Genomic DNA, 20,166 nt, shown 5'->3' with positions numbered 1-20,166 from the left:
TATTGTAATGAAGTGGGCTATGTAAAAAATAGTTGTAGTTTTTTTTATACTTTTACTACAACACCAAATAGGTTATTATATAAATACTTTATATGAATTCTTCTTTCTTTTGTAGTGACCTAATACTCTTTAATATACCGCCTTACATAGTCTTTACTTCATTTATATGAAGGAACTACCTTGGAACTTTTAATAATTAAATCTATATCTGTTGTTGTACTAGTTTTATCTTTAAGTTTTATAGCTGAAAAATTAAGTCCAAAAATTTCAGGTATTTTATCTGGATTACCTGTTGGAAGTTCAATCACACTTCTTTTTTTTGCAGTTGAAAATGGAGTTGATTATGTTACAAATGTTGCTTTATATAATATACATGGTCTTTTTGCAGCATTGGCTTTTTGTATAGGATATTATATTAGTACTTTTTATAAAGGAAAACTTGAAATTACAGCTAGTATTTTAATTTCTTTTTTCTCATATATTTTAATTGCATATATAATATCATTTATTCCTCCTCATATAGTTTTTACACCTTTAGTTGTTATTTTATTAATGTTATTATCATCTATTTATTTTTCAAAAAAAGAGAATCATGGAATAGAAAAAAAAGATAAAGTGTCTTTTAGTGATTTATTATTTAGATCAGTACTTACAATTGGAATTTTTTTAATTGTTTCAAGTCTTCCTAAATATGTAGATCCAAATCTTGCAGGAATCTTTTCAGCATTTCCTACTATATTGTTACCTTTATTACTAATAATTCATTTTAGACATAGTAACTTACAAGCAAGAACAATAATTAAAAATACACCTTTTGGTTTAAGTTCTGTTGTTATTTATTCTCTTGTAGTTTTTTTTACTTATGAAATTTATGGAATAATGGTTGGAACAATATTAGCTTTAATTGCTTCGGTGACTTATATATTAATTCAAACAAAAATAATGAGAGCTTTAAAATTAATCTAATTTACAATAAATAAACAAATTTATATTATAATATCTCTTATATATATACAGAGGATTTATATGAAAGTATTATTATTAGAAGATGATTTTGCATTAAGTGATTTATTAAGTGATCATTTAGAAGATAAGGGATTTGAAGTTACATTATGTACAAATGGTGAAGAAGCTTTAGAGTATTTAATAGATGAAAAGTTTGATTTTGCTTTACTTGATATTAATACACCTATTATGACTGGTATTGAAGTTTTAAAAACAATTAGAGAAGATTATAAGAATAGTACTCCTGTAATAATACTTACAGCTTATCAAGATACTAAACATTTAAAAGATTCTTTTGAAAATGGTGTTGATGATTATATAAAAAAACCTTTTGATTTAGAAGAATTAGATCAAAGAATTATGAAATTATGTAGACACTTTTCAATTGAACAAAATAGTAATATTGAAATTTCTAATAAAATATTTTTTGAACCTGATTCTTGTATGATTTTATCTAATGGGGATAGTATTAGTATTGCTCAAAAAGAAAGAGATATATTAAAATATTTTTGTACTCATAAAAATAGAGTTATTTCAAGTGATGAATTACTTCAAAATATATGGGCTTATGAAGATATGCCAACAGATGCAACAATTAGAGTTTATATAAAAAACTTAAGAGAAATAATTGGAAAAGATAAAATAAAAACTATTAGAGGAATAGGGTATAGATTTGAATAAAAATGAGAAAAAAGCCCTTATAAGTTTTCTTACTATTTATATAGGTTCTGCAATATTTTTAATTAGTATTATGCTTTATTTATATTATAACAATGAAGTTCGAATGCTAAAAGAAAGCTGTAGTATGGAGATTACTAGTGCTTCTATGGAAATAAAAAGTGAAATTTTAGATAGTTATATGAAAAATAAAAGGTTTATTCCAAAAGAGTTTGCTAGTGAACATGTACGATATGCACTTTATGATAAAAATAAAAAACTACTTTATTCAAGTTTACAAGGAGAAAGATATGTTGACTTATCAAAAAGTAAATATGTAAAAGATATTTATGATTTTTATATTATTAAGCTTAATGAACCCTCTGTACCTACTGAATACATAGTTATGGAATCTTGCCGAGAATATCAAAATACAAATAAATTAAAAATATATATATTAATAGTTTTAATTCTAAGTGCTGTATTTATTGGTTTAATAGCTTATTTTTTAGCAAAAATATTATTAAAACCTGTTCGAGAGAAAGTTGAACATTTAGATAGGTTTATAAAAGATTCTGCTCATGAACTAAATACTCCTATATCAGTTTTACTTACGTCTGTTTCTATGTTAAAAAAAGGTAAGAAACCTGAAAAAATGATGAAATATATATTAAGTAGTTCTAAGCAAATTTCTCAAATATATAATGATATTCATTTCTCTGCTTTTAATGCTTCTAATGAGGACGTGATTGAAGAATTTGATTTAAAAGACTTGGTTCAAGAAAGTGTAGATTATTTTAATGATATTTCTATTACTAAAAATATTGAAATCAAAGCTTTTTTAGATGATTGTACTTTATTAATGGATAAAACAAAAACACAAAAAATTGTAAATAATCTTATTTCAAATTCTGTAAAATATAGTCACAATAATTCTATAGTAGAAGTAAGTTTAAAAAATAATATCTTAAGTGTAAAAGATTATGGTATAGGTATTAGTAAAAAAGAGAAAAAAGAGATTTTTAAAAGATATAAAAGAGGTAGTAATAATATAGAAGGTGGTTTTGGAATAGGTCTTGATATAGTAAAACGAATATCAAGTGAATATAATTTAAAACTATATTTAGATTCTACACTTGATGAAGGAAGTACTTTTTATATTGATTTTTCCTCTGTTATTATTGGTGCAAAGTGTGATATAAACGATAAAGAAAATTAAAAGCTTTTTCTTATAAAAACAATAAACTATAAAAAAGAGATAAAATGAATAATATTATAAAAAATTTTAGAACAAGTAATTTAAAAAATACAAATTTTGTTCACCCTTTAAAACTTACTTATAATCAAAATGGCAAAGACAAAGTGTGGGAAGCTGTTAAAAGTCATGATAGTGTAGCTGTATTATTGTATCATGAGGAAAAAAATGCTTTTTTGATTGTGAAACAATTTAGACCACCTGTATACTTAAATGATAATTCAAAATTGTGTACCTATGAACTTTGTGCTGGAATTATAGATAAACAAAAATCTCTTAAAGAGATAGTAAAAGAAGAGATAGATGAAGAATGTGGTTACAATGTAGATATAAAAAATATACAAAAAATTACATCTTTTTATACAAATGTGGGAGTAAGTGGTTCTAAACAGCATTTATATTTTTCAAAGATAAACAATTCTATGTTTGTGCATAAAGGAGGAGGTATAAATGATGAGCAAATTGAGCTTATGTATCTTTCTTTGGATAAAATTGATGAATTTATTTTTGATGAAACTAAAGCTAAAACACCTGGGCTTATGTTCTCTTTTTATTGGTTTATAAAAAATAAAAATATTTTAGGAGTAAAATGAAAAAGATAGTTTTATATATTTTATTTATTTTTCCTTTTAGTTTATTTTCAAAAGAGTTAACACTTCAAGATAATAATACTTTTATTACAAAATATGAATATGGAAAAATGTTATATAATAATCCTCGTGGAATAGGGTGTAATACTTGTCATGGAGATGATGCAAAAGGTAAAAAAATAGTTACATTTTCTCATATTTATAGAAAGAAAAAATATGAATGTGATTTAGTAGCCCCAAGTATTAAAAAAGCTGATTACAATGCTTTTTCTAAGAAAATTAATTCAAAAAGAAATCCCTCTAAAAAATTTGCTAAAGAACAAGTTTGTGAAAAATTGATTTATTATGCAAATGTTATGCCAACTTATTTTTTAGTTGAAGAAGAAATTGCAGCTATTTATTATTATGTAAAAAATCTTAAGTAAGCTCTATCTAGATAGAGCTATACCAAAACCAATTCTATTTATTTTTTTATCATAATCTATTAAACTATCTCCATAACCTGTGAACATTTGAACAAATCCATAAGAATTTGATGAAGAAATAAAACTAGGTAATGGGAAAGTCCAATCAAGTTGAACAGCTCCTTTATTTTCAGAATTAAATTTCATATTATTTCTTACCATTAATTCAAAAACATGATCTTTATAAGGGTAAAGTAGCTGTAAATCTCCATATCCATAATAATCTTCAATATCAGGATTATCATCATCTGTTTTTTCTGGAATTCTATACCATACTCTTGGTACTACAAATAGTTTAGATAGTTGTAAATAACTTTCTAAATAAATCCTATTCCATGATCTTGACTCTGGTTTATCTCTACCATTTGATTGATGATTAAGTGCAAGTTTAAAACCTTTTAGTGTTTCACTATTTTTATATGGGAATTGAACAAAAATTTCAGGTTCATAGTTTGTTTCTCTAAAAGGAGCAGAATCAGCTGTTGTTTGCCAAAAAGATTTTTGAGTATATGCAAAAGATATTGATTCATCTAAGCCAAAAAAATTATATGTTATTGGTTTTTCAATACTAAATTGAAATTTAGTTTCTATTCTTTCTCTATCACTTTTTCTATCATCATCAAATGTAACAGGAAGTAAGTAATTCATTTTATAAGGATATAATCCAAAATTTTTTGTAAGAATTTGTTTTATTGCTTTATTTGCTTCTTTATCTTCTGTTTTATTTATTACATCTTCATAAAAGTCAGTTTTTAATTTTGTAAAAGTTTGTACTTTGTACTCTTGATTTTTTGATAAATCTACTAAGTAAACATCACTTTTATTTGAAAGTTCAAAGGCTTTTTTGTACATAAGCATTGCATTTTCATAGTCTTTGTTTTTTTCATACATCTGCGCTTTTTTATAAAGCTGTGTAGTTTCATTTCCAAACATAAAACTAAGAAAAAAAATAAGTAGCACTTTAATTTTTAACATTTTATCTCTTTTTTTGTTTTTTAGAATTTTACTATAATAGTTATTATGATTTAATTTTAAAGAAAAATAAAATTGAAAATATAGATTTTCGCAGGATAAAAGAGAGATAATGATATAATCCCTAAAAATTTAATAAAAGGTTATTATATGCTTGTTGCACCTTCGATTTTATCTGCTGATTTTGGAAAATTAGATGAAGAAATAAAAGCAATCTGTGATAGTGGATGTGATTTAATTCATGTTGATGTAATGGATGGACATTTTGTTCCGAATATGACAATTGGTCCTGTTGTAGTAAACCCTGTAGCTAAAGCTGCAACTAAACCTCTTGATGTTCATTTAATGGTTGAAAATAATACTTTTTTTGTAGAGCTTTTTGCTTCTTTAAAACCTGAATATATATCTTTTCATATAGAGAGTGAAAAACATCCTCATAGATTAATTCAAAAAATTAGATCTTATGGAATAAAACCTGCTATAGTTTTAAATCCACATTCTACTCCTGAATCAATAGAATATTTACTTGAAGATTTAGATATGGTTTTATTAATGTCTGTAAATCCAGGTTTTGGTGGACAAAAATTTATTAATTCTGTAATTGAAAAAACGAAAAAATTAAAAGAGCTTATTAACAAAAGAAATCCTGACTGTTTAATTCAAGTTGATGGTGGAGTAAATGATAAGAATATTCATGAATTAAAAGATGCAGGAGTTGATGTAGTTGTTGCTGGATCTTATGTATTTGGAAACGAAGACTATTCAAAAGCGATTAAAAGCTTACAGGTTTAAAAATGAGAGTTAAAATTTGTGGAATTACAAATCTTGAAGATGCTTTAAATGCAATAGATGCAGGAGCTAATGCTCTTGGTTTTGTGTTTTATGATAAATCACCTAGATATATAGAACCATTTGAGGCAAAAAAAATTGTGGATAAACTTCCTCCTTTTATTCAAACAGTAGGTCTTTTTGTAAATGAATCTAGTAGTTATATAAATCAGGTTTGTAGTAATGCAAAAATGCAATTAGCACAAATAATCGATGATGAAAATTATACAGAAAAAGAAATTTTAGAAGTTAAATATATTGAAGTAATAAGAGCAAAATCTAAAAAAGATTTAGAAGAATTAAATAAAAATAAATATTATTTAGTTGATGCTTTTGTGGAGTCTTTTGGGGGAGTAGGAAAAAGAGTGGCTTTAGATTGGTTTGATAATTTAGATTGTTCTAAATTAATTTTAGCTGGTGGATTAAAAGAAGATAATCTTTTAGAATTAAAACCTTACAATTTTTTTGCTATTGATGTAAGTTCTGGGGTAGAAGCATCAAAAGGGAAAAAAGATAAAGAAAAAATGATAAATTTTATAAAAGTGTCCAATGAAATCTAGAAAAAGACTAATCCCTAAACCATCATTTAAACTAGAAAACATTATTCAAAAATTAGAAAGAGAAAAAATAGAATATAATGAGTTTTTAGAGTTATTAAAAAAAGCAACAGATACTTTTTTTGAAACACCTGATTTAGAGTTTGAACTTCTTTTATCAAATGGTTTACCTTTAGAATTAGATGTTGATAATAATATTTATTTAAAAACTCTTCATTCTAAAATCAGTGAACAAACTTTTTGTATTGTTGATATTGAAACAAATGGTTCATCTGTAAAAAAAGGTGCACAAGTTATTGAAATAGGTGCTGTAAAATATAAAAATGGTGAAATAATAGATAAATATGAATCTTTGGTTTATGCAAAAAAAATACCTGAATATATACAAGAAGTAACACAAATAAATCCAAAAATGTTAGAAAACTCACCTGTAGTTCAAAAAGTATTAAAAGAGTTTAAACTTTTTTTAGGTGATGACTTATTTGTTGCTCATAATATTAAATTTGATTATGGATTTATTTCTGATTCTTTTGAAAAATATGATTTAGGAAGATTACAAAATAGAAAACTTTGTACGATAGATTTAGCTAGAAGATGTATAGAGTCTGAGAAATATGGATTAAGAGCATTAAAAGAGACTTTAAAAATTGATGTAGATAATCATCATAGAGCATATTATGATGCTTTAGCTACAACATATATTTTAGAAGAGTGTATTAAGAATTTAAAAGATAAAGATATTTCAAGTGAAGAGTTGATAAACTTTTCTAAAAGTTCAAAAGTAAAACAAAAAGATAAAACAAAAAAAGAAAAGGAATAATGTATGTTTTCTCAAGAAATTTATTTAAAGGCACTTAATTATGCCGCAAAAGCACATGGTGAACAAAAAACTCCAAAAGGCTATCCTTATGTAACACATGTTACAAGTGTAGCTATGGAAGTGATACACGCTTGTGAAAAATCAGGACTTGATGAAGAAAAATCAAATTTAGCAATAATTTGTGCATTACTTCATGATACAATTGAAGATACTGATATTACTTACGATGAACTATATACTGATTTTTCACCTGAAGTTGCTGATGGAGTTGAAGCTTTAACTAAAGATAAAACTTTAGAAACGAAAAAACTACAAATGCAAAATAGTTTAGAAAAGTTATTAAATCAACCTTATGAAGTTCAAATGGTAAAATTAGCAGATAGAATAACTAATTTATCAAAGCCTCCTAAACATTGGAATAATGAAAAGAAAAAAAAGTATTTAGACGAAGCAAATTTAATTTTATCATGCTTAAAAAATTCAAATATTCATTTATCTCTTAGACTTGAAGAAAAAATAAAAGATTATGAAAAATATATGGATTAATTTAAAATTATAAGTATAGAAAAAGGGAAGTGATTTATCACTTCCCTTTTTTATTTAAAATAAAAATTTTATTATGAAGCTTGAGCTGCTTCAGCTTCTTGTGCGTACTTATAACCTAAATCATAAGCTTTATTATTAATATCATGTACTTTTGCAGGTACTTTAGAAAGCATAGTTTCTCTTAACTTTTCTTTTGGAATAGTTTCACCTGTAAAGTAGTTTGCCATTGCTAATGCTAGTACTGATTGAGTAATAACATTACCAACTTCTTCTTTAGCAATAGTAATAATTGGAATTTCAATAATATTCCAAATTTTTCTATCTTCATCACTAGGTCTTACTAGGTTTGGTTCAATTACAATAGTTCCACCTGGTTTAACACCACTTTTGAATTGATTATATGATACGTTTGCAACTGATAACATAAAATCAATTTCACCTTCATTTGCATAAGGGTATAAAATTTCTTCATCTTGTAAAGTGATATCAACAACTGTTGGTCCACCTCTTACTTGAGAAGTATATGTAGCAGTTTTTAAACCATAACCACCATCATTAATCTTAGCAGCTGCGAAAATCGCACCTGCAAGAAGAACACCTTGTCCACCAACTCCTGTAAATCTCATTAAAGTTCTATTAGCTGCCATGATGTTTCTCCTTATAATTGTACTGCTGTTTTAGTTCTGTGAGCTTCTTTTACTTTTTCATAAGCTTCACAGTACTCTTGTGCTTCAGTATCATGTTTTAAGATACCTGTAGGGAATAATCCTGTTTGTTCTTCAGGCTCTAATTTATCAAACTTAGCTTTTCCAATTGAGATAGATTTAATCCACTCTAAGTTAGCCATTGCTGTAGCCATTTTATTTTTTCTTCCTAAGTTAACATGACAGTTAGAGAATACTTCAATAAATGAGAATCCTGTATGTTGGAAACCTTTAACTAAAACTCTTTCAAGTTTTTTAGGATCTAACATAGTTTCTCTTGCTACAAATGACGCACCAGCTGCTTCAACTAATTTACACGCATCAAATGTTGGATCAATATTACCTCTACTCATTGTAACTGTCCACATACCTTGAGGTGTAGTAGGACTTGTTTGAGAGTTCGTTAATCCATAAATAAAGTTATTGATAATAATGTAGTTAAGATCAATATTTCTTCTTGATGCATGAATTGTATGGTTACCACCAATCGCAAGACCATCACCATCACCACCAACTACAATAACCTTCTTTTCAGGGTTAGCTAATTTAATACCTGTTGCATAAGCTAATGTTCTACCGTGTGTAGTGTGAACTGTATTACAGTTAATGTAAGAAGAGAATCTTCCTGAACAACCAATACCTGAAACAACACAAACATCATCCATGTTCCAACCAGTTTTTTCAATGGCTCTAATTACAGATTTTAAAATAACTCCATCACCACATCCCCAACACCATAGTGTTGGCATTTTGTCTGTTCTTAAATATTCATCATAATTAAATGCCATGATTACATTCCTTTCACTTTTTCAATAATTTCTAGTGGAGATAATGGTCTACCATTTACTTTAAATAATGTATCAAAATCAGATCTTCCTGAAACTCTTTGTACTTCATCAGCAAATTGACCCATATTTAATTCAGTAACAAGTACTTTATCAAATTTACCCATTAGTTCTTTAATTCTTTCAGCAGGACTTGGCCAGATTGTAAGTGGTCTGAACATACCTACTTTTAGACCTTCAGCTCTTAATCTATTGATAGCTTCAGTTACACCTAGTGATACTGAACCATAAGCAATAATCATAATATCTGCATCTTCTAACATATACTCTTCATTTAATTCTAATTCATCAGTATGTGCATCAACTTTTGTAAATAATCTTTTCATTAAAGCATCACAAGTATCTGCATCTTCTGTTGGATGTCCTGTTGGTCCATGGTGTAATCCAGTAAAGTGGAATCTATATCCTTCAAACATTGGGTTTAATACAGCTGGTTCATCTGGTCCAACTCCATAAGGTTTATATTCTTTTGGATCACCTTCGAATTTTTTTCTTGAAATTTTTGAAGCTTGTACTTCTTCTAAGTCAGGAATCGTAGCTCTACCACTCATGTGACCTATTGTTTCGTCTAATAAAACAAATACAGGTTGCATAAATCTATCTGCTAAATTAAATGCTCTTACAACTTCTGTATAACACTCATTTAAGTTACCTGGACATAATGTAATAGATTTTACATCTCCATGCGTAGGATTTTTAGCTTGTAGTAAATCTCCTTGAGCAACTCTTGTAGGTAAACCAGTAGATGGACCACCTCTCATAACATTTACAACAACTAAAGGAACTTCAGAAATATATCCAACTCCTAAGTTTTCTGCTTTTAATGAAATACCAGGACCAGATGAAGCAGTCATAGATCTTTTTCCTGACATTGCTGCACCTAATGCAGTACAAATACCAGAAATCTCATCTTCCATTTGAATACAGGCTTTTCCTCTTGCTGGAAGTGCAGAAGATAATACGTGCATTATTTCACTTGAAGGAGTAATAGGGTACCCACCAAAAAACTCAAGATCTGAGTCAAGTGCAGCTTTAGCTGCTAATTCATTACCTGTTGAAATTAGTTCTCTTGCCATTAATTATCCTTACGCCTCATCTTCATCTAAAATTCTATAGTTGTTTTTAATAACTCTTTCTTTTCTATCTTTTGCCTCATCTGTTAATTTAGCAAATTTAAACTCTTTTCTATCTGCTACATAAATAGCAAAATCTGGACATGCAAGTTCACAGTCAGTACAGCCAATACATGAATCAGGATGAACAACTTTAATCATAGAACCTAAAGTTGAAGTAACCTCTTGTCTCATAGCAAGAACACCAGCTGGACAAACAGAAACACACTTATCACATGCTTTACATCTATCTTCATTCACCCAAACAGGAGTGTTTGCAGGAGCTTCCATATTAGACATAATTTCCCCTTATTATTTTTTGTTTATCAATAGTTGATTAATTTTCAATTATTATTGTTGAATGATAACCTATATAACATCTAATAATTAATTAAAACTGGTATTTTAAATTCTTAATTTCTCTATTGTTACATTTTGCTACACGAATTTTTCAAGTGTATAAATAGTGTCTTCAAAACTATATTTAACCTTAATTAAAATAGCTAATTTAACGTTAAAAGATAGGGTTAAAATAGATTTAAAATTTATATATGAAACTTTTGCTATAATAACTAAAATAATAAAGGACAAATTTGGTTTTATATCAACCTAAAGATGGCTATTGCTATAATAGTGATACACATTTTTTATATAATTTTTTATGTAATAATTTAGCAAAATTTAAAAATGTAAAAGGTGAACTACTTGATATAGGTAGTGGTAGTGGAATATTGGGATTACTTGTTTCAAGGGAGTATAGTAGACTTTCTTTACATCAGTGTGAAATACAAAATGTGTTTCAATTCTTCTCACAAAAAAATGCACAAAATAATAATTTAGATGCTCACATGTATAAAGGTTCTTTTTTAGAAATAGATTTTGATAAGAAGTTTGATATTTGTGTTTCAAACCCTCCTTTTTATCATTCAAATGTAATAAAAAGTGAGAATAAAAATATAAAAATTGCTAGATATAATGATTCAATGCCATTAGATTCTTTTATTTCAAAAGTTTCTTCAATATTAAAAGATTCAGGACAGTTCTTTTTTTGTTACGATGTGAAACAGATTAACGAGATACTAATTACATTAAATAAATACAAATTAAATGTTGAAAGTTTACAATTTGTTCATCCAAAAAAACAAAAAGAAGCAACATTAATTTTAGTGTATGCACGAAAAAATTCAAAATCATTGACTAAAATTATGTCACCTTTATTTGTCTTTGATGAGAATGAATTTACAAAAGAAGTAAAAGGTATTTATGAAAAATCTTCAACACATAGTATAAAGGCTGATTATGAGTAATATTTTAAAAAAAGAAAATTTTGATTATTCTTTTAATCCTAGTGGATGTGATACATGTGGTGGTAAATGCTGTATTGGTGAAAGTGGTTATATTTGGATTAATAAAACAGAAATAGAAAAATTAGCTAAACATTTAAATATAAGTATTGAAGATGTAGGACAAAAGTTTTTACTTAAAATAGGATATAAATACAGCATAAAAGAGATACAATTAGAAAAAGATAATTATGCATGTGTGTTTTTTGATTTAAATAAAAAACAATGTAGTATTTATGAAGCTAGACCTACTCAATGTAGAACATTCCCTTTTTGGGATTATTTTAAAGAAAATAAAGAAGAGGTTTTTAAAGAGTGCCCGGCAGTAAAAAATATCTAACTTCTTTTGTTTTAGCATTTACCTTATTAGGATGTTCTGCTCAAACAAAGAATTTAGATATTAAAATAAAAGATAATCCAAACTATATTACTGTTAAACATAAAAAGTTTATATTGGAAGACCAATACATTATATATGCATTAGAAAATGAACAACAAAAAAAATTTGATGTAGCAAGAAATACTTATTATAATCTTTTTTCTAAAACTAATAAATATGAATATTTAGTTAAGTTTTTATCTTTAAACTTTATAATGAATGATTTTAATACAATAAAGAAATATGCTAAAGAAAACATAATAGAGGGGATAAAAGAAGAAGAACAAATTCTTAGGTTATATATTTTAAGTTTATTTAAATTAAAAGAGTACGATTCTTCAATTTATCATGCAGAAAATTTAGTAAATAAGTTTTATAAAGATGTAAATCTTGAATTATTAGCGACAATTTACTTACAAAAAAAAGAGTATAAAAAAGCTTCAAATAGTTTTCATAAAGCATATTTATTAAATAAAAACTCTAGGACTCTTTTATCTTTAAGTAATATAGATTTCTTTTATTTAAAAAAAGAAAAAGAAACAATAAATTTACTTGAAGAGTATTTAAAAAACAATGATTCAAATTATGGAATTGCTATTCAACTTTTATCTTTTTATGAAGTACAAAAAAGTAATGATAAAGCAATATCTTTACTTAAAAAAATGTATTTTAAAAATAAAAACAAAGAACTTTTAAAAAGAATTAAAATTTTACTTTTAAAATATTTAACAAAAAAAGATTCTAATGAAGCAGTCGAATTTTTTGAAAAAAATGAAAAAGAACCACAAGTTTTACTTGCTTTATATAGGCTTACTAATAAACCTCATAAAGCACTAGAAGTATTAAATAAATTGTATTCAAATACTAATAATTATGATTATTTAGCTCAAATTGCCATTTTAGAATTTGAGTTAGCAAAAGATAAATTGTCAGTATTAGAATCAGTAATAAAAAAGTTTTCAAAAGCATTAGAAAAAGTAAATAATCCTGTTTATCAGAACTATTTAGCTTATTTATTAATTGATTATGACAAAGATATTAAAAAAGGAATATTATTAGTTAATAAAGCTTTAGAAAAAGAACCTGATAATATAGCTTATATTGATACTTTAGCATGGGGTGAGTATAAGTTAAATAATTGTAATAATGCTTATAAACAAATGAAAAAAGTTGTTGATAAATCAGGTTTAGAAGAAAAAGAAATAAAATTTCACTGGGAAAAAATTAAGGAGTGTATTAAGTGATTTTAGATGAAATAAATGAAAGAACAAGAGTTGATTTAGAGAAAAGAAAGAAAGATTTACCATTAGATTTATTAGGTAGAAGTCTTTCTTCTAATCCTTTTACGCCAAGAGATGTTAAACCTTATTTAACTGCAACTAAAGAAGAACCAATTAGAATAATTGCTGAGGTTAAAAAAGCAAGTCCTTCAAAAGGTATTATTAAAGAAGATTTTGATCCTCTTTGTATTGCTCAAGCTTATAGTAATAGTGGAGCTAATGCAATTTCAGTTTTAACTGAACCACATTATTTTCAAGGTAATTTAGAATATTTAACTCAAATTAGAAGATATGTTCCAACACCACTTTTAAGAAAAGATTTTATTTTAGACAAATATCAAATTGTTGAAGCTTTGGTATATGGGGCTGATTTTATTTTGTTAATTGCTAAATCTTTAGGAACTAAAGAGTTAAAAGAACTTTATGATTATGCTTTACATTTAGGTTTAGAAGTATTAGTAGAGATTCATGATAAAGAAGATTTAACAAAAGCTATGAAATGTGGAGCTAATATAATAGGTATTAACCATAGAAATTTAGAAACTTTTGAAATGGATATGGAACTTTGTGATAAATTAATTCCTATGATACCAAATGGCAAAATTATTGTTGCAGAATCAGGAGTTTCAAATACAGAGACAATTAATAGATTAAGTGAAATAGGAGCTGATGCTTTTTTAATTGGCGAACATTTTATGAGAGTACCTTCTATTGAAGAAGAACTTGAAAAATTTAAAAAAGTAAAAAACTAAATCTTATCGTAAATAAAAAAAGAAAGACTTTTATGCCTTTCCTTTTTTATACAATTAAAAAATTTTAACTAAATTATTTTTAATTTATTTAAATAAATAATCACATCTAACTTTCAATCCTTTTTTTTAAACTGATTTCTTTACTACTAAAATAGCTTCATTATATAAACAAATAACAAAAATAATATTTATTTAAGCAAATAAAATAATTTATACCAATATTAAAAAGAATAAATACTCTAAACAAATAAAAAATAAAATAATTTATTCTAAAGTATTTTTAAAGAATTTATTAGTTAGAATTCGACATTAAAAAATAATGGAAGGCCTTATAAGTTTGAATAATTTGATTTTAAATGAGTTTTCATCTTCTGAAATATGTGGAAAAGATTACAAATATGAAGATATTTATTTACTTATTGAACAAGAAATAGATAAAGAGTTTAGTGTAACTCAAGATTCTACAGATTGGAAATATGTTTATAATGAAACATTATCATTACTTGAAAATGAAACAAAAGATTTAAAATTAGCTTCATGGTGGATTTTTTCGGCTTGGAAAGAACATTATTGGGAAGCTTTAGAACTCAATTTACCTGTGTATTTACAATTTATTCAGAAGTTTGGAATTGCATTGTTTCCTAAGTCTCTTAAAGGTAAAGCTAATATCCTTTTTTGGTTAGAAGAGCAACTAACAAAAGAACTATTAAGTGAAGAAAATAAAAAAAAATCAATTAATTATGTTCTACTTTTTGATTTGTTTAATAAGTTAAAAATAGAGTTAAATAAATTATTAGATAGTGACAAAATAAAATTTAAAAAAATAATAGAATTTTTAAAACCTTTTCATGAAGAAGAACTTTTACGAATCGAAAAAGAAAATATAGAAAAACAAAATATTGTTGAAAGTGAAGTTGAAAAAAAACAAGAAATTAATCAATCTAGTTCTAATAAAGAAGAGTTATTTAATGCAAATATTTCAAAAGAAACAGATTTTAAAAAATTATTAATTGATATAAAAAAGAGTTTATCTTTACTTGGAAAGCATTATAGAGAAATTGATATTAAAGATATTAGAGCATTAAGAATTGCTAGATTTTTATCTTGGTTTGAGATTGATGAATTACCTTATGCAGAAGGAAAAAAAACTTTTTTATATCCTCCTTCTGAACTAGAAATTGATGAGTTAAATGAATTAATAAAAGAAGAAAATTATAAGTTTGCAATATCTTTATTGGAAGAAATTATTGAAGTTTGTCCTTTCTGGTTAGATGGTCATTTCATTGCTTATGATATTTATACAAAGATAAATTCTACAAGAAATGCAAATGAAGTTAAAAATTCTTTAGTTAGTTTTGTAAAAATAAATGAAGGTATTTTAGATTTTTATTTTAATGACAATACTCCTTTTTGTTCTAATAAGACAAAAAAATGGATAATGGATGAATTATGTAGTTCTAATATTGAAGAAAAAAAAGAAGATAGTTCTAGTGATGAAAAAGAAAAAGAGTTAGAAAAAATCTTTGAATTAGCCAATAATGATAAATTAAAAGAGGCTATGGACAAAATGCTACAAAACTATAATAAAGCAACTATAACAGAAGATAGGTTTAATTGGAGATTAGCCCATGCTCAACTTGCTGTAGACTTTGATAAAAAAGATATAGGCTTAGCATTACTTGAAGAACTACAAGAAGATATCGAAAAATTTAATCTTGATGAATGGAATCCCAATCTTTCATCAAAAGTTTATACATTGATTTTAAATTCTTACTCAAGTGTTGATATTCCTTATGAAAAATTAGAGTTGATATATAAGAAACTTTGTAAAACTGATATTAATAGTGCTTTTGAAATAAATTTAAATTAGGAGAAAAAATGAACAAACAATCAGAGTCACCAAAAGAAAGAATTAATGTTACCTATAAGCCAGCAATAGGGGATGCTACAGAAGATGTAGAAATTCCATATAAAATGACTTTATTAGGTGAATATAATCCAAATGAAGAAAAAGTGCCAGTAGAGGAAAAAAAAGCTATTAAAATTGATAAGTCTAATTTTAATGATGTTTTAAAAGCTCAAAACTTGTCTGTAACTTTTAATGTAGATAATAAATTGGTTGAAGATGAAAATGCATCTTTAAATGTAGACTTAAAAATTAATAGTGTTAAAGATTTTTCACCTGAAAAAATCGTTGAAAATGTTCCAGAAATGAAAGTTTTAATGCAGTTAAGACAATCGTTAATGGCTTTAAAAGGTCCATTAGGAAATGTACCTGCCTTTAGAAAAGCAATAGAAAGTGCAATTTCTAGTAAAGAAGAAAGAGATAAGTTAATGTCTGAGCTTAACTTAAACTCAAAAGAATAATCAGAAAAGGAAACTTATGTCGACTGAACAAAATTTAGCTCAAAATTCTGCTAGTGTTGAAGCAACTCTATTAGATAGTATTGTAGCTCAAACAAAATTAACTCATGAAGATGAAACGTATGATGTTGTTAAAACTGGTGTTGGAGCATTAATTGAAGAATTGATTAAATCAGATAGTGAAGATGAAAAAGTTAATAAATCAATTATTGATAAAATGATTGCAGAGATTGATGATAAAATTTCTGAACAAATGGATGAAATTTTACATCATAAAGATTTTCAATCTTTAGAATCAAAATGGAAAGGTCTTTCAATGTTAGTTGAAAGAACAGACTTTAGACAAAATATTCAAATGGAAATTATAAATGTTTCCAAAGAAGAATTAATAGAAGATTTTGAAGATAGTTTAGATATTACTCAAACAGGACTTTATAAGCACATATATACAAGTGGTTATGGTCAATTTGGAGGAGAACCTGTAGGTACAATTTTAGCTGATTATGAGCTTTCTCCTTCAAATGTTGATATTAAGTTTTTGAATAAAGTATCTTCAATTGCAGCAATGGCACATGCACCTTTTATTTCAGCTGCAGGCCCTAAGTTTTTTGGTTTAGATAGTTTTGAAGGACTTCCTGATTTAAAAGATATTGAAGATGTAATGAGTTCACCACAATTTGCAGCATGGAGAGGTTTTAGACAAAATGAAGATTCTAAGTATGTAGGTTTAACATTACCAAGGTTTTTACTTAGAGCACCTTATGATCCAGAAGATAATCCTATTTCTAATTTTGTATACAAAGAAAATGTATCAAAAAGTCATGAAGATTACTTATGGGGAAATACAGTTTATGCATTTGCTAGTAAATTAACAGATAGTTTTGCAAATTATAGATGGTGTACTAATATCATTGGACCTAAATCAGGTGGAGAAGTTAGAGATTTACCTGTACATACTTTTGAGAGTATGGGTGATATTGAAATGAAAATACCAACAGAAGTTTTAGTTTCTGATAGAAGAGAGTATGAGTTATCAGAGCAAGGGTTTATTCCTTTAATTATGAGAAAGGGTAGTAACTCTGCTGCTTTTTTTGCAGCAAGTTCAACTCAACTTCCTAAAATCTTCCCTGATACACCAGAGGGAAATGAAGCAGCATTAAATTATAAATTAGGTACTCAATTACCATATTTATTTGCAATAACAAGAATGTCTCACTATATCAAAGTACTTCAAAGAGAACACATTGGTTCTTGGAGAGAAAGAGCAGATTTAGAAAGAGAATTAAATAAATGGGCTAAGCAATATGTTGCAAATCAAGAAAATCCAAGTGCAGAGATTAGAAGTAAAAAGCCTTTTAAAGGAATTTCTATAGAAGTTGAAAATATTGATAATGATCCAGGTTGGTATAAAGTTAGAATTTCATTAAGACCTCATTTTAAATATATGGGTGCAAGTTTTGAATTATCTTTAGTAGGTAAATTAGATAAAGAATAATGAAAAAATTTAAAGGTAGTTTATTTGAGAGATTAAATTCTGATTTTGATTATAAACAATATGAGACAAACGAAGAAGCTATTTATAGTTCAGTAGCAAATAACTTGTCTCGTATTTTTTCAACAAATGCAGGTAGTTGTGAAATTGCCTCTGATTATGGAAGACCTGATTTAAATAATATAAGTTTAAATATGAAAGACTCTATTGAGAAAATAGAGTACTTTTGTGAATTAAGTATTAAGAAGTATGAACCAAGACTTTATAAAACAAAAATTGCAGTATCACGGGAAAAGTTAACTATTAATCAAATGAATATTTTTATTGAAGGATATTTGATAGTTGATGGTAAAAGCAAAAAAATACATTTTAAAGCAGATTTATTAAAAAATGGAAAAGTGAAAATATATTCAGATGATATTTAATGATTATTATAAAAAAGAATTAATAGCTTTAAGAAGAGATGGTTCAGCATTTTCAAAAAAAAATCCTGGATTATCTTCTTATTTATCAAAGGAAGGGCAAGATCCTGACGTTGAAAGACTACTAGAAGGATTTTCTTTTTTAACAGGAAGACTTCAGCAAAGGTTGGATCAAGAACTTCCAGAAGTTGCCCATACTCTTGTTGAGTTACTTTGGCCAAATTACACAAGACCAATGCCATCTTTTAGTATTATTCAATTTGATTCTGTAAATGATTCTACTACAAACACTTATGTAAAAAAAGATACAGAAGTTTTAAGTAAAATTAAACCAGATGCTATTCAGTGTAAATTTAAAACAGTATATGATACTTTAGTTATGCCTTTTGACTTAAATACTGTAAATTATTATGTTCATGGTAAAAAAAGTACTTTAGAATTAAATATGAAAATGACTGCTTCTGGAAATTTAAATGATTTGATTTTCAATAATCTTAGAATATATTTAAGTGGTTCAAAATTTGTTTCACAAGATTTATATTTATATCTTACTAGGTTTATTGAAAGTATTGAAATTATAATAAATGATGAAAATAAAAGAAAAATATCTAATTTAAATATTCCAAAAAATTCAATAAAATCTATTGGTTTTGATTCTTCTGAATCTATGCTTCCACAACCTTTAAGTATTTTTGATGGTTATAAATTATTACAAGATTTTTTTTGTTTTAAAGATAAATTTTTATTTGTTGATATTTTAAATTTAAATAAGATTTCTTCTTTAGATAGTGAAGTTTTATCTAAAAGTAATAGTTTTACAATTAAAATTAATTTTTCTAAAAAAATGTCTAAATCAAATCAACAACCAACAAAAGAAAACCTATCATTATATTGCACACCTATTGTAAATTTATTTGAAGAAGATTCTGTACCAATTAGGAAAAATTTAGAGTATTCAGAATTCCTTGTTTTACCAGCAGACTTGGATAAAAATCATAGTGAAGTTTTTTCAATAGAGCAAGTAAGAGGATGGATATCAAGAAAAAATGCTTATAGAAATTATCTTCCTTTTGAGTCTTTTGAACACCTTGATGATGATAATGAATATTATTCAGCAAGAACAAAACTTTCTAATGATGGAGAACGAACAAATACTTATTTAAGATTTTCAAGTGCTATTGATACAGAAGATACAATTTCTACTATAAATAGTACGGTTTCTGTAAAAATATTATGTACAAATAAAGATATCCCTAGTTCACTTTTTCTTGGAGATATTTGTATCTCAAATACTTTATCAAATACTGGTACTTTAAGTTTTAGAAATATTACTATACCTACTGTTAGTTATCCTCCTCCTATATCAGGAGATTTTTTATGGAGAATAATTTCTAATATGTCTTTAAATTACTTGTCTTTAAATGATATTAAAACATTTAGAACAATTTTAGAAACTTATGATTTTTTTGGTGCTTATGATGTAAAACAAAGAGATAAAACTTCTATGATTCTAAAAGGTATTGAAAGTATAAGTTATGAAACAACAGAAATGATTGATAAAGGTTTTCCTATTAGAGGAATGCACGTAAAACTAGAAATTGATCCTACTAAGTTTTCTTGTTTAGGGGAAGCATATCTTTTTTGTTCAGTTCTAAATGAATTTTTTGCACTTTATAGTAATATTAATTCTTTCCATAAATTGTCTGTAGATATTCAAAATGAAGAACTATTTATGTGGAAACCTAAAATGGGTTCTATAGAGCTTATTTAAAGTGTGAT

General features: G+C 26.0%; 23 protein-coding genes. 18 read left to right on the top strand and 5 right to left on the bottom strand.

Annotated features, from left to right (window positions below):
* The first annotated feature begins 180 nt into the window (after window positions 1–180).
* Genes ACH5BH_RS13710 through ACH5BH_RS13690 form a run of 5 tightly spaced genes read left to right on the top strand, consistent with a single transcriptional unit; the run spans window position 181 to window position 3,932 of the window.
* Window positions 181–966 carry a hypothetical protein gene (locus ACH5BH_RS13710; RefSeq protein ID WP_404308335.1) on the top strand — a complete coding sequence of 262 codons (786 nt, stop codon included), beginning with the start codon at window positions 181–183 and terminating at the stop codon, window positions 964–966.
* Between the two features lie 60 nt (window positions 967–1,026).
* On the top strand, window positions 1,027–1,686 hold the full coding sequence (locus ACH5BH_RS13705; RefSeq protein ID WP_404308332.1) for a response regulator transcription factor: 660 nt from the start codon (window positions 1,027–1,029) through the stop codon (window positions 1,684–1,686).
* Window positions 1,679–2,881: a sensor histidine kinase gene (locus tag ACH5BH_RS13700; protein ID WP_423298748.1), complete on the top strand. Its 1,203-nt coding sequence runs from the start codon at window positions 1,679–1,681 to the stop codon at window positions 2,879–2,881. Before ACH5BH_RS13705 ends, ACH5BH_RS13700 begins: the two co-directional genes overlap by 8 nt.
* A gap of 44 nt (window positions 2,882–2,925) precedes the next feature.
* Window positions 2,926–3,510 (top strand): NUDIX hydrolase, encoded by a 585-nt coding sequence (locus ACH5BH_RS13695; RefSeq protein ID WP_423298747.1) that lies wholly within the window; start codon window positions 2,926–2,928, stop codon window positions 3,508–3,510.
* Window positions 3,507–3,932, top strand: coding sequence for a c-type cytochrome (locus ACH5BH_RS13690; RefSeq protein WP_404308326.1), 426 nt, complete (start codon window positions 3,507–3,509; stop codon window positions 3,930–3,932). The genes ACH5BH_RS13695 and ACH5BH_RS13690 overlap by 4 nt, the downstream gene beginning before the upstream one ends.
* 3 nt (window positions 3,933–3,935) lie before the next feature.
* Here ACH5BH_RS13690 and ACH5BH_RS13685 read toward each other — a convergent pair whose 3' ends face one another.
* Window positions 3,936–4,946: a phospholipase A gene (locus ACH5BH_RS13685; protein ID WP_423298746.1), complete on the bottom strand. Its 1,011-nt coding sequence runs from the start codon at window positions 4,944–4,946 to the stop codon at window positions 3,936–3,938.
* Between the two features lie 147 nt (window positions 4,947–5,093).
* Here ACH5BH_RS13685 and rpe point away from each other — a divergent pair, with 147 nt between their 5' ends.
* Genes rpe through ACH5BH_RS13665 form a run of 4 tightly spaced genes read left to right on the top strand, consistent with a single transcriptional unit; the run spans window position 5,094 to window position 7,694 of the window.
* Entirely contained in the window at window positions 5,094–5,735 is a 642-nt protein-coding gene (rpe, locus tag ACH5BH_RS13680; RefSeq protein ID WP_423298745.1) for a ribulose-phosphate 3-epimerase, read from the top strand.
* Window positions 5,736–5,737: 2 nt separating this feature from the next.
* Window positions 5,738–6,331, top strand: coding sequence for a phosphoribosylanthranilate isomerase (locus ACH5BH_RS13675; RefSeq protein WP_423298744.1), 594 nt, complete (start codon window positions 5,738–5,740; stop codon window positions 6,329–6,331).
* Complete coding sequence (locus tag ACH5BH_RS13670; RefSeq protein WP_423298743.1) at window positions 6,321–7,148, top strand: 3'-5' exonuclease; 828 nt, start codon at window positions 6,321–6,323, stop codon at window positions 7,146–7,148. Before ACH5BH_RS13675 ends, ACH5BH_RS13670 begins: the two co-directional genes overlap by 11 nt.
* Window positions 7,149–7,151: 3 nt before the next feature.
* Window positions 7,152–7,694, top strand: coding sequence for an HD domain-containing protein (locus ACH5BH_RS13665; RefSeq protein WP_404308316.1), 543 nt, complete (start codon window positions 7,152–7,154; stop codon window positions 7,692–7,694).
* A gap of 71 nt (window positions 7,695–7,765) precedes the next feature.
* On the opposite strand, the gene ACH5BH_RS13660 is transcribed toward ACH5BH_RS13665, so the two are convergent.
* Genes ACH5BH_RS13660 through ACH5BH_RS13645 form a run of 4 tightly spaced genes read right to left on the bottom strand, consistent with a single transcriptional unit; the run spans window position 7,766 to window position 10,655 of the window.
* Window positions 7,766–8,341: a 2-oxoacid:acceptor oxidoreductase family protein gene (locus ACH5BH_RS13660; protein WP_404308314.1), complete on the bottom strand. Its 576-nt coding sequence runs from the start codon at window positions 8,339–8,341 to the stop codon at window positions 7,766–7,768.
* An 11-nt stretch (window positions 8,342–8,352) separates the two neighbouring features.
* The gene (locus ACH5BH_RS13655; RefSeq protein WP_404308312.1) at window positions 8,353–9,186 is read right to left on the bottom strand and encodes a 2-oxoglutarate ferredoxin oxidoreductase subunit beta; all 834 of its coding nucleotides are present in this window, start codon (window positions 9,184–9,186) and stop codon (window positions 8,353–8,355) included.
* Between the two features lie 2 nt (window positions 9,187–9,188).
* Window positions 9,189–10,319, bottom strand: a complete 1,131-nt coding sequence (locus tag ACH5BH_RS13650; RefSeq protein ID WP_423298742.1) for a 2-oxoglutarate synthase subunit alpha — start codon at window positions 10,317–10,319, stop codon at window positions 9,189–9,191.
* A 9-nt stretch (window positions 10,320–10,328) separates the two neighbouring features.
* Window positions 10,329–10,655, bottom strand: coding sequence for a 4Fe-4S dicluster domain-containing protein (locus ACH5BH_RS13645; RefSeq protein WP_404308308.1), 327 nt, complete (start codon window positions 10,653–10,655; stop codon window positions 10,329–10,331).
* Window positions 10,656–10,948: 293 nt separating this feature from the next.
* Here ACH5BH_RS13645 and ACH5BH_RS13640 point away from each other — a divergent pair, with 293 nt between their 5' ends.
* From ACH5BH_RS13640 to tssF, 9 genes are all read left to right on the top strand, one after another.
* Complete coding sequence (locus ACH5BH_RS13640) at window positions 10,949–11,662, top strand: tRNA1(Val) (adenine(37)-N6)-methyltransferase (RefSeq protein ID WP_423298741.1); 714 nt, start codon at window positions 10,949–10,951, stop codon at window positions 11,660–11,662.
* Window positions 11,655–12,038, top strand: coding sequence for a YkgJ family cysteine cluster protein (locus ACH5BH_RS13635; protein WP_423298740.1), 384 nt, complete (start codon window positions 11,655–11,657; stop codon window positions 12,036–12,038). Before ACH5BH_RS13640 ends, ACH5BH_RS13635 begins: the two co-directional genes overlap by 8 nt.
* Window positions 12,014–13,321 (top strand): tetratricopeptide repeat protein, encoded by a 1,308-nt coding sequence (locus ACH5BH_RS13630; protein ID WP_423298739.1) that lies wholly within the window; start codon window positions 12,014–12,016, stop codon window positions 13,319–13,321. The genes ACH5BH_RS13635 and ACH5BH_RS13630 overlap by 25 nt, the downstream gene beginning before the upstream one ends.
* Window positions 13,318–14,109: an indole-3-glycerol phosphate synthase TrpC gene (trpC, locus tag ACH5BH_RS13625; RefSeq protein ID WP_404308300.1), complete on the top strand. Its 792-nt coding sequence runs from the start codon at window positions 13,318–13,320 to the stop codon at window positions 14,107–14,109. The genes ACH5BH_RS13630 and trpC overlap by 4 nt, the downstream gene beginning before the upstream one ends.
* A gap of 337 nt (window positions 14,110–14,446) precedes the next feature.
* A complete protein-coding gene (gene tssA, locus ACH5BH_RS13620; RefSeq protein WP_423298738.1) occupies window positions 14,447–15,979 on the top strand; it encodes a type VI secretion system protein TssA in 1,533 nt (510 codons plus the stop codon).
* Between the two features lie 8 nt (window positions 15,980–15,987).
* On the top strand, window positions 15,988–16,476 hold the full coding sequence (gene tssB, locus ACH5BH_RS13615) for a type VI secretion system contractile sheath small subunit (protein ID WP_404308296.1): 489 nt from the start codon (window positions 15,988–15,990) through the stop codon (window positions 16,474–16,476).
* 16 nt (window positions 16,477–16,492) lie between these two features.
* Window positions 16,493–17,968 (top strand): type VI secretion system contractile sheath large subunit, encoded by a 1,476-nt coding sequence (tssC, locus tag ACH5BH_RS13610; protein ID WP_423298737.1) that lies wholly within the window; start codon window positions 16,493–16,495, stop codon window positions 17,966–17,968.
* The gene (gene tssE, locus ACH5BH_RS13605; RefSeq protein WP_404308292.1) at window positions 17,968–18,390 is read left to right on the top strand and encodes a type VI secretion system baseplate subunit TssE; all 423 of its coding nucleotides are present in this window, start codon (window positions 17,968–17,970) and stop codon (window positions 18,388–18,390) included. Before tssC ends, tssE begins: the two co-directional genes overlap by 1 nt.
* Window positions 18,380–20,158, top strand: coding sequence for a type VI secretion system baseplate subunit TssF (tssF, locus tag ACH5BH_RS13600; RefSeq protein ID WP_423298736.1), 1,779 nt, complete (start codon window positions 18,380–18,382; stop codon window positions 20,156–20,158). The genes tssE and tssF overlap by 11 nt, the downstream gene beginning before the upstream one ends.
* Window positions 20,159–20,166: the final 8 nt, after the last annotated feature.

The sequence above is a fragment of the Arcobacter rhizosphaerae genome (genome assembly GCF_049472155.1).
Classification (GTDB): domain Bacteria; phylum Campylobacterota; class Campylobacteria; order Campylobacterales; family Arcobacteraceae; genus Arcobacter_B.
This window is presented reverse-complemented; position numbering and strand designations above follow the sequence as displayed.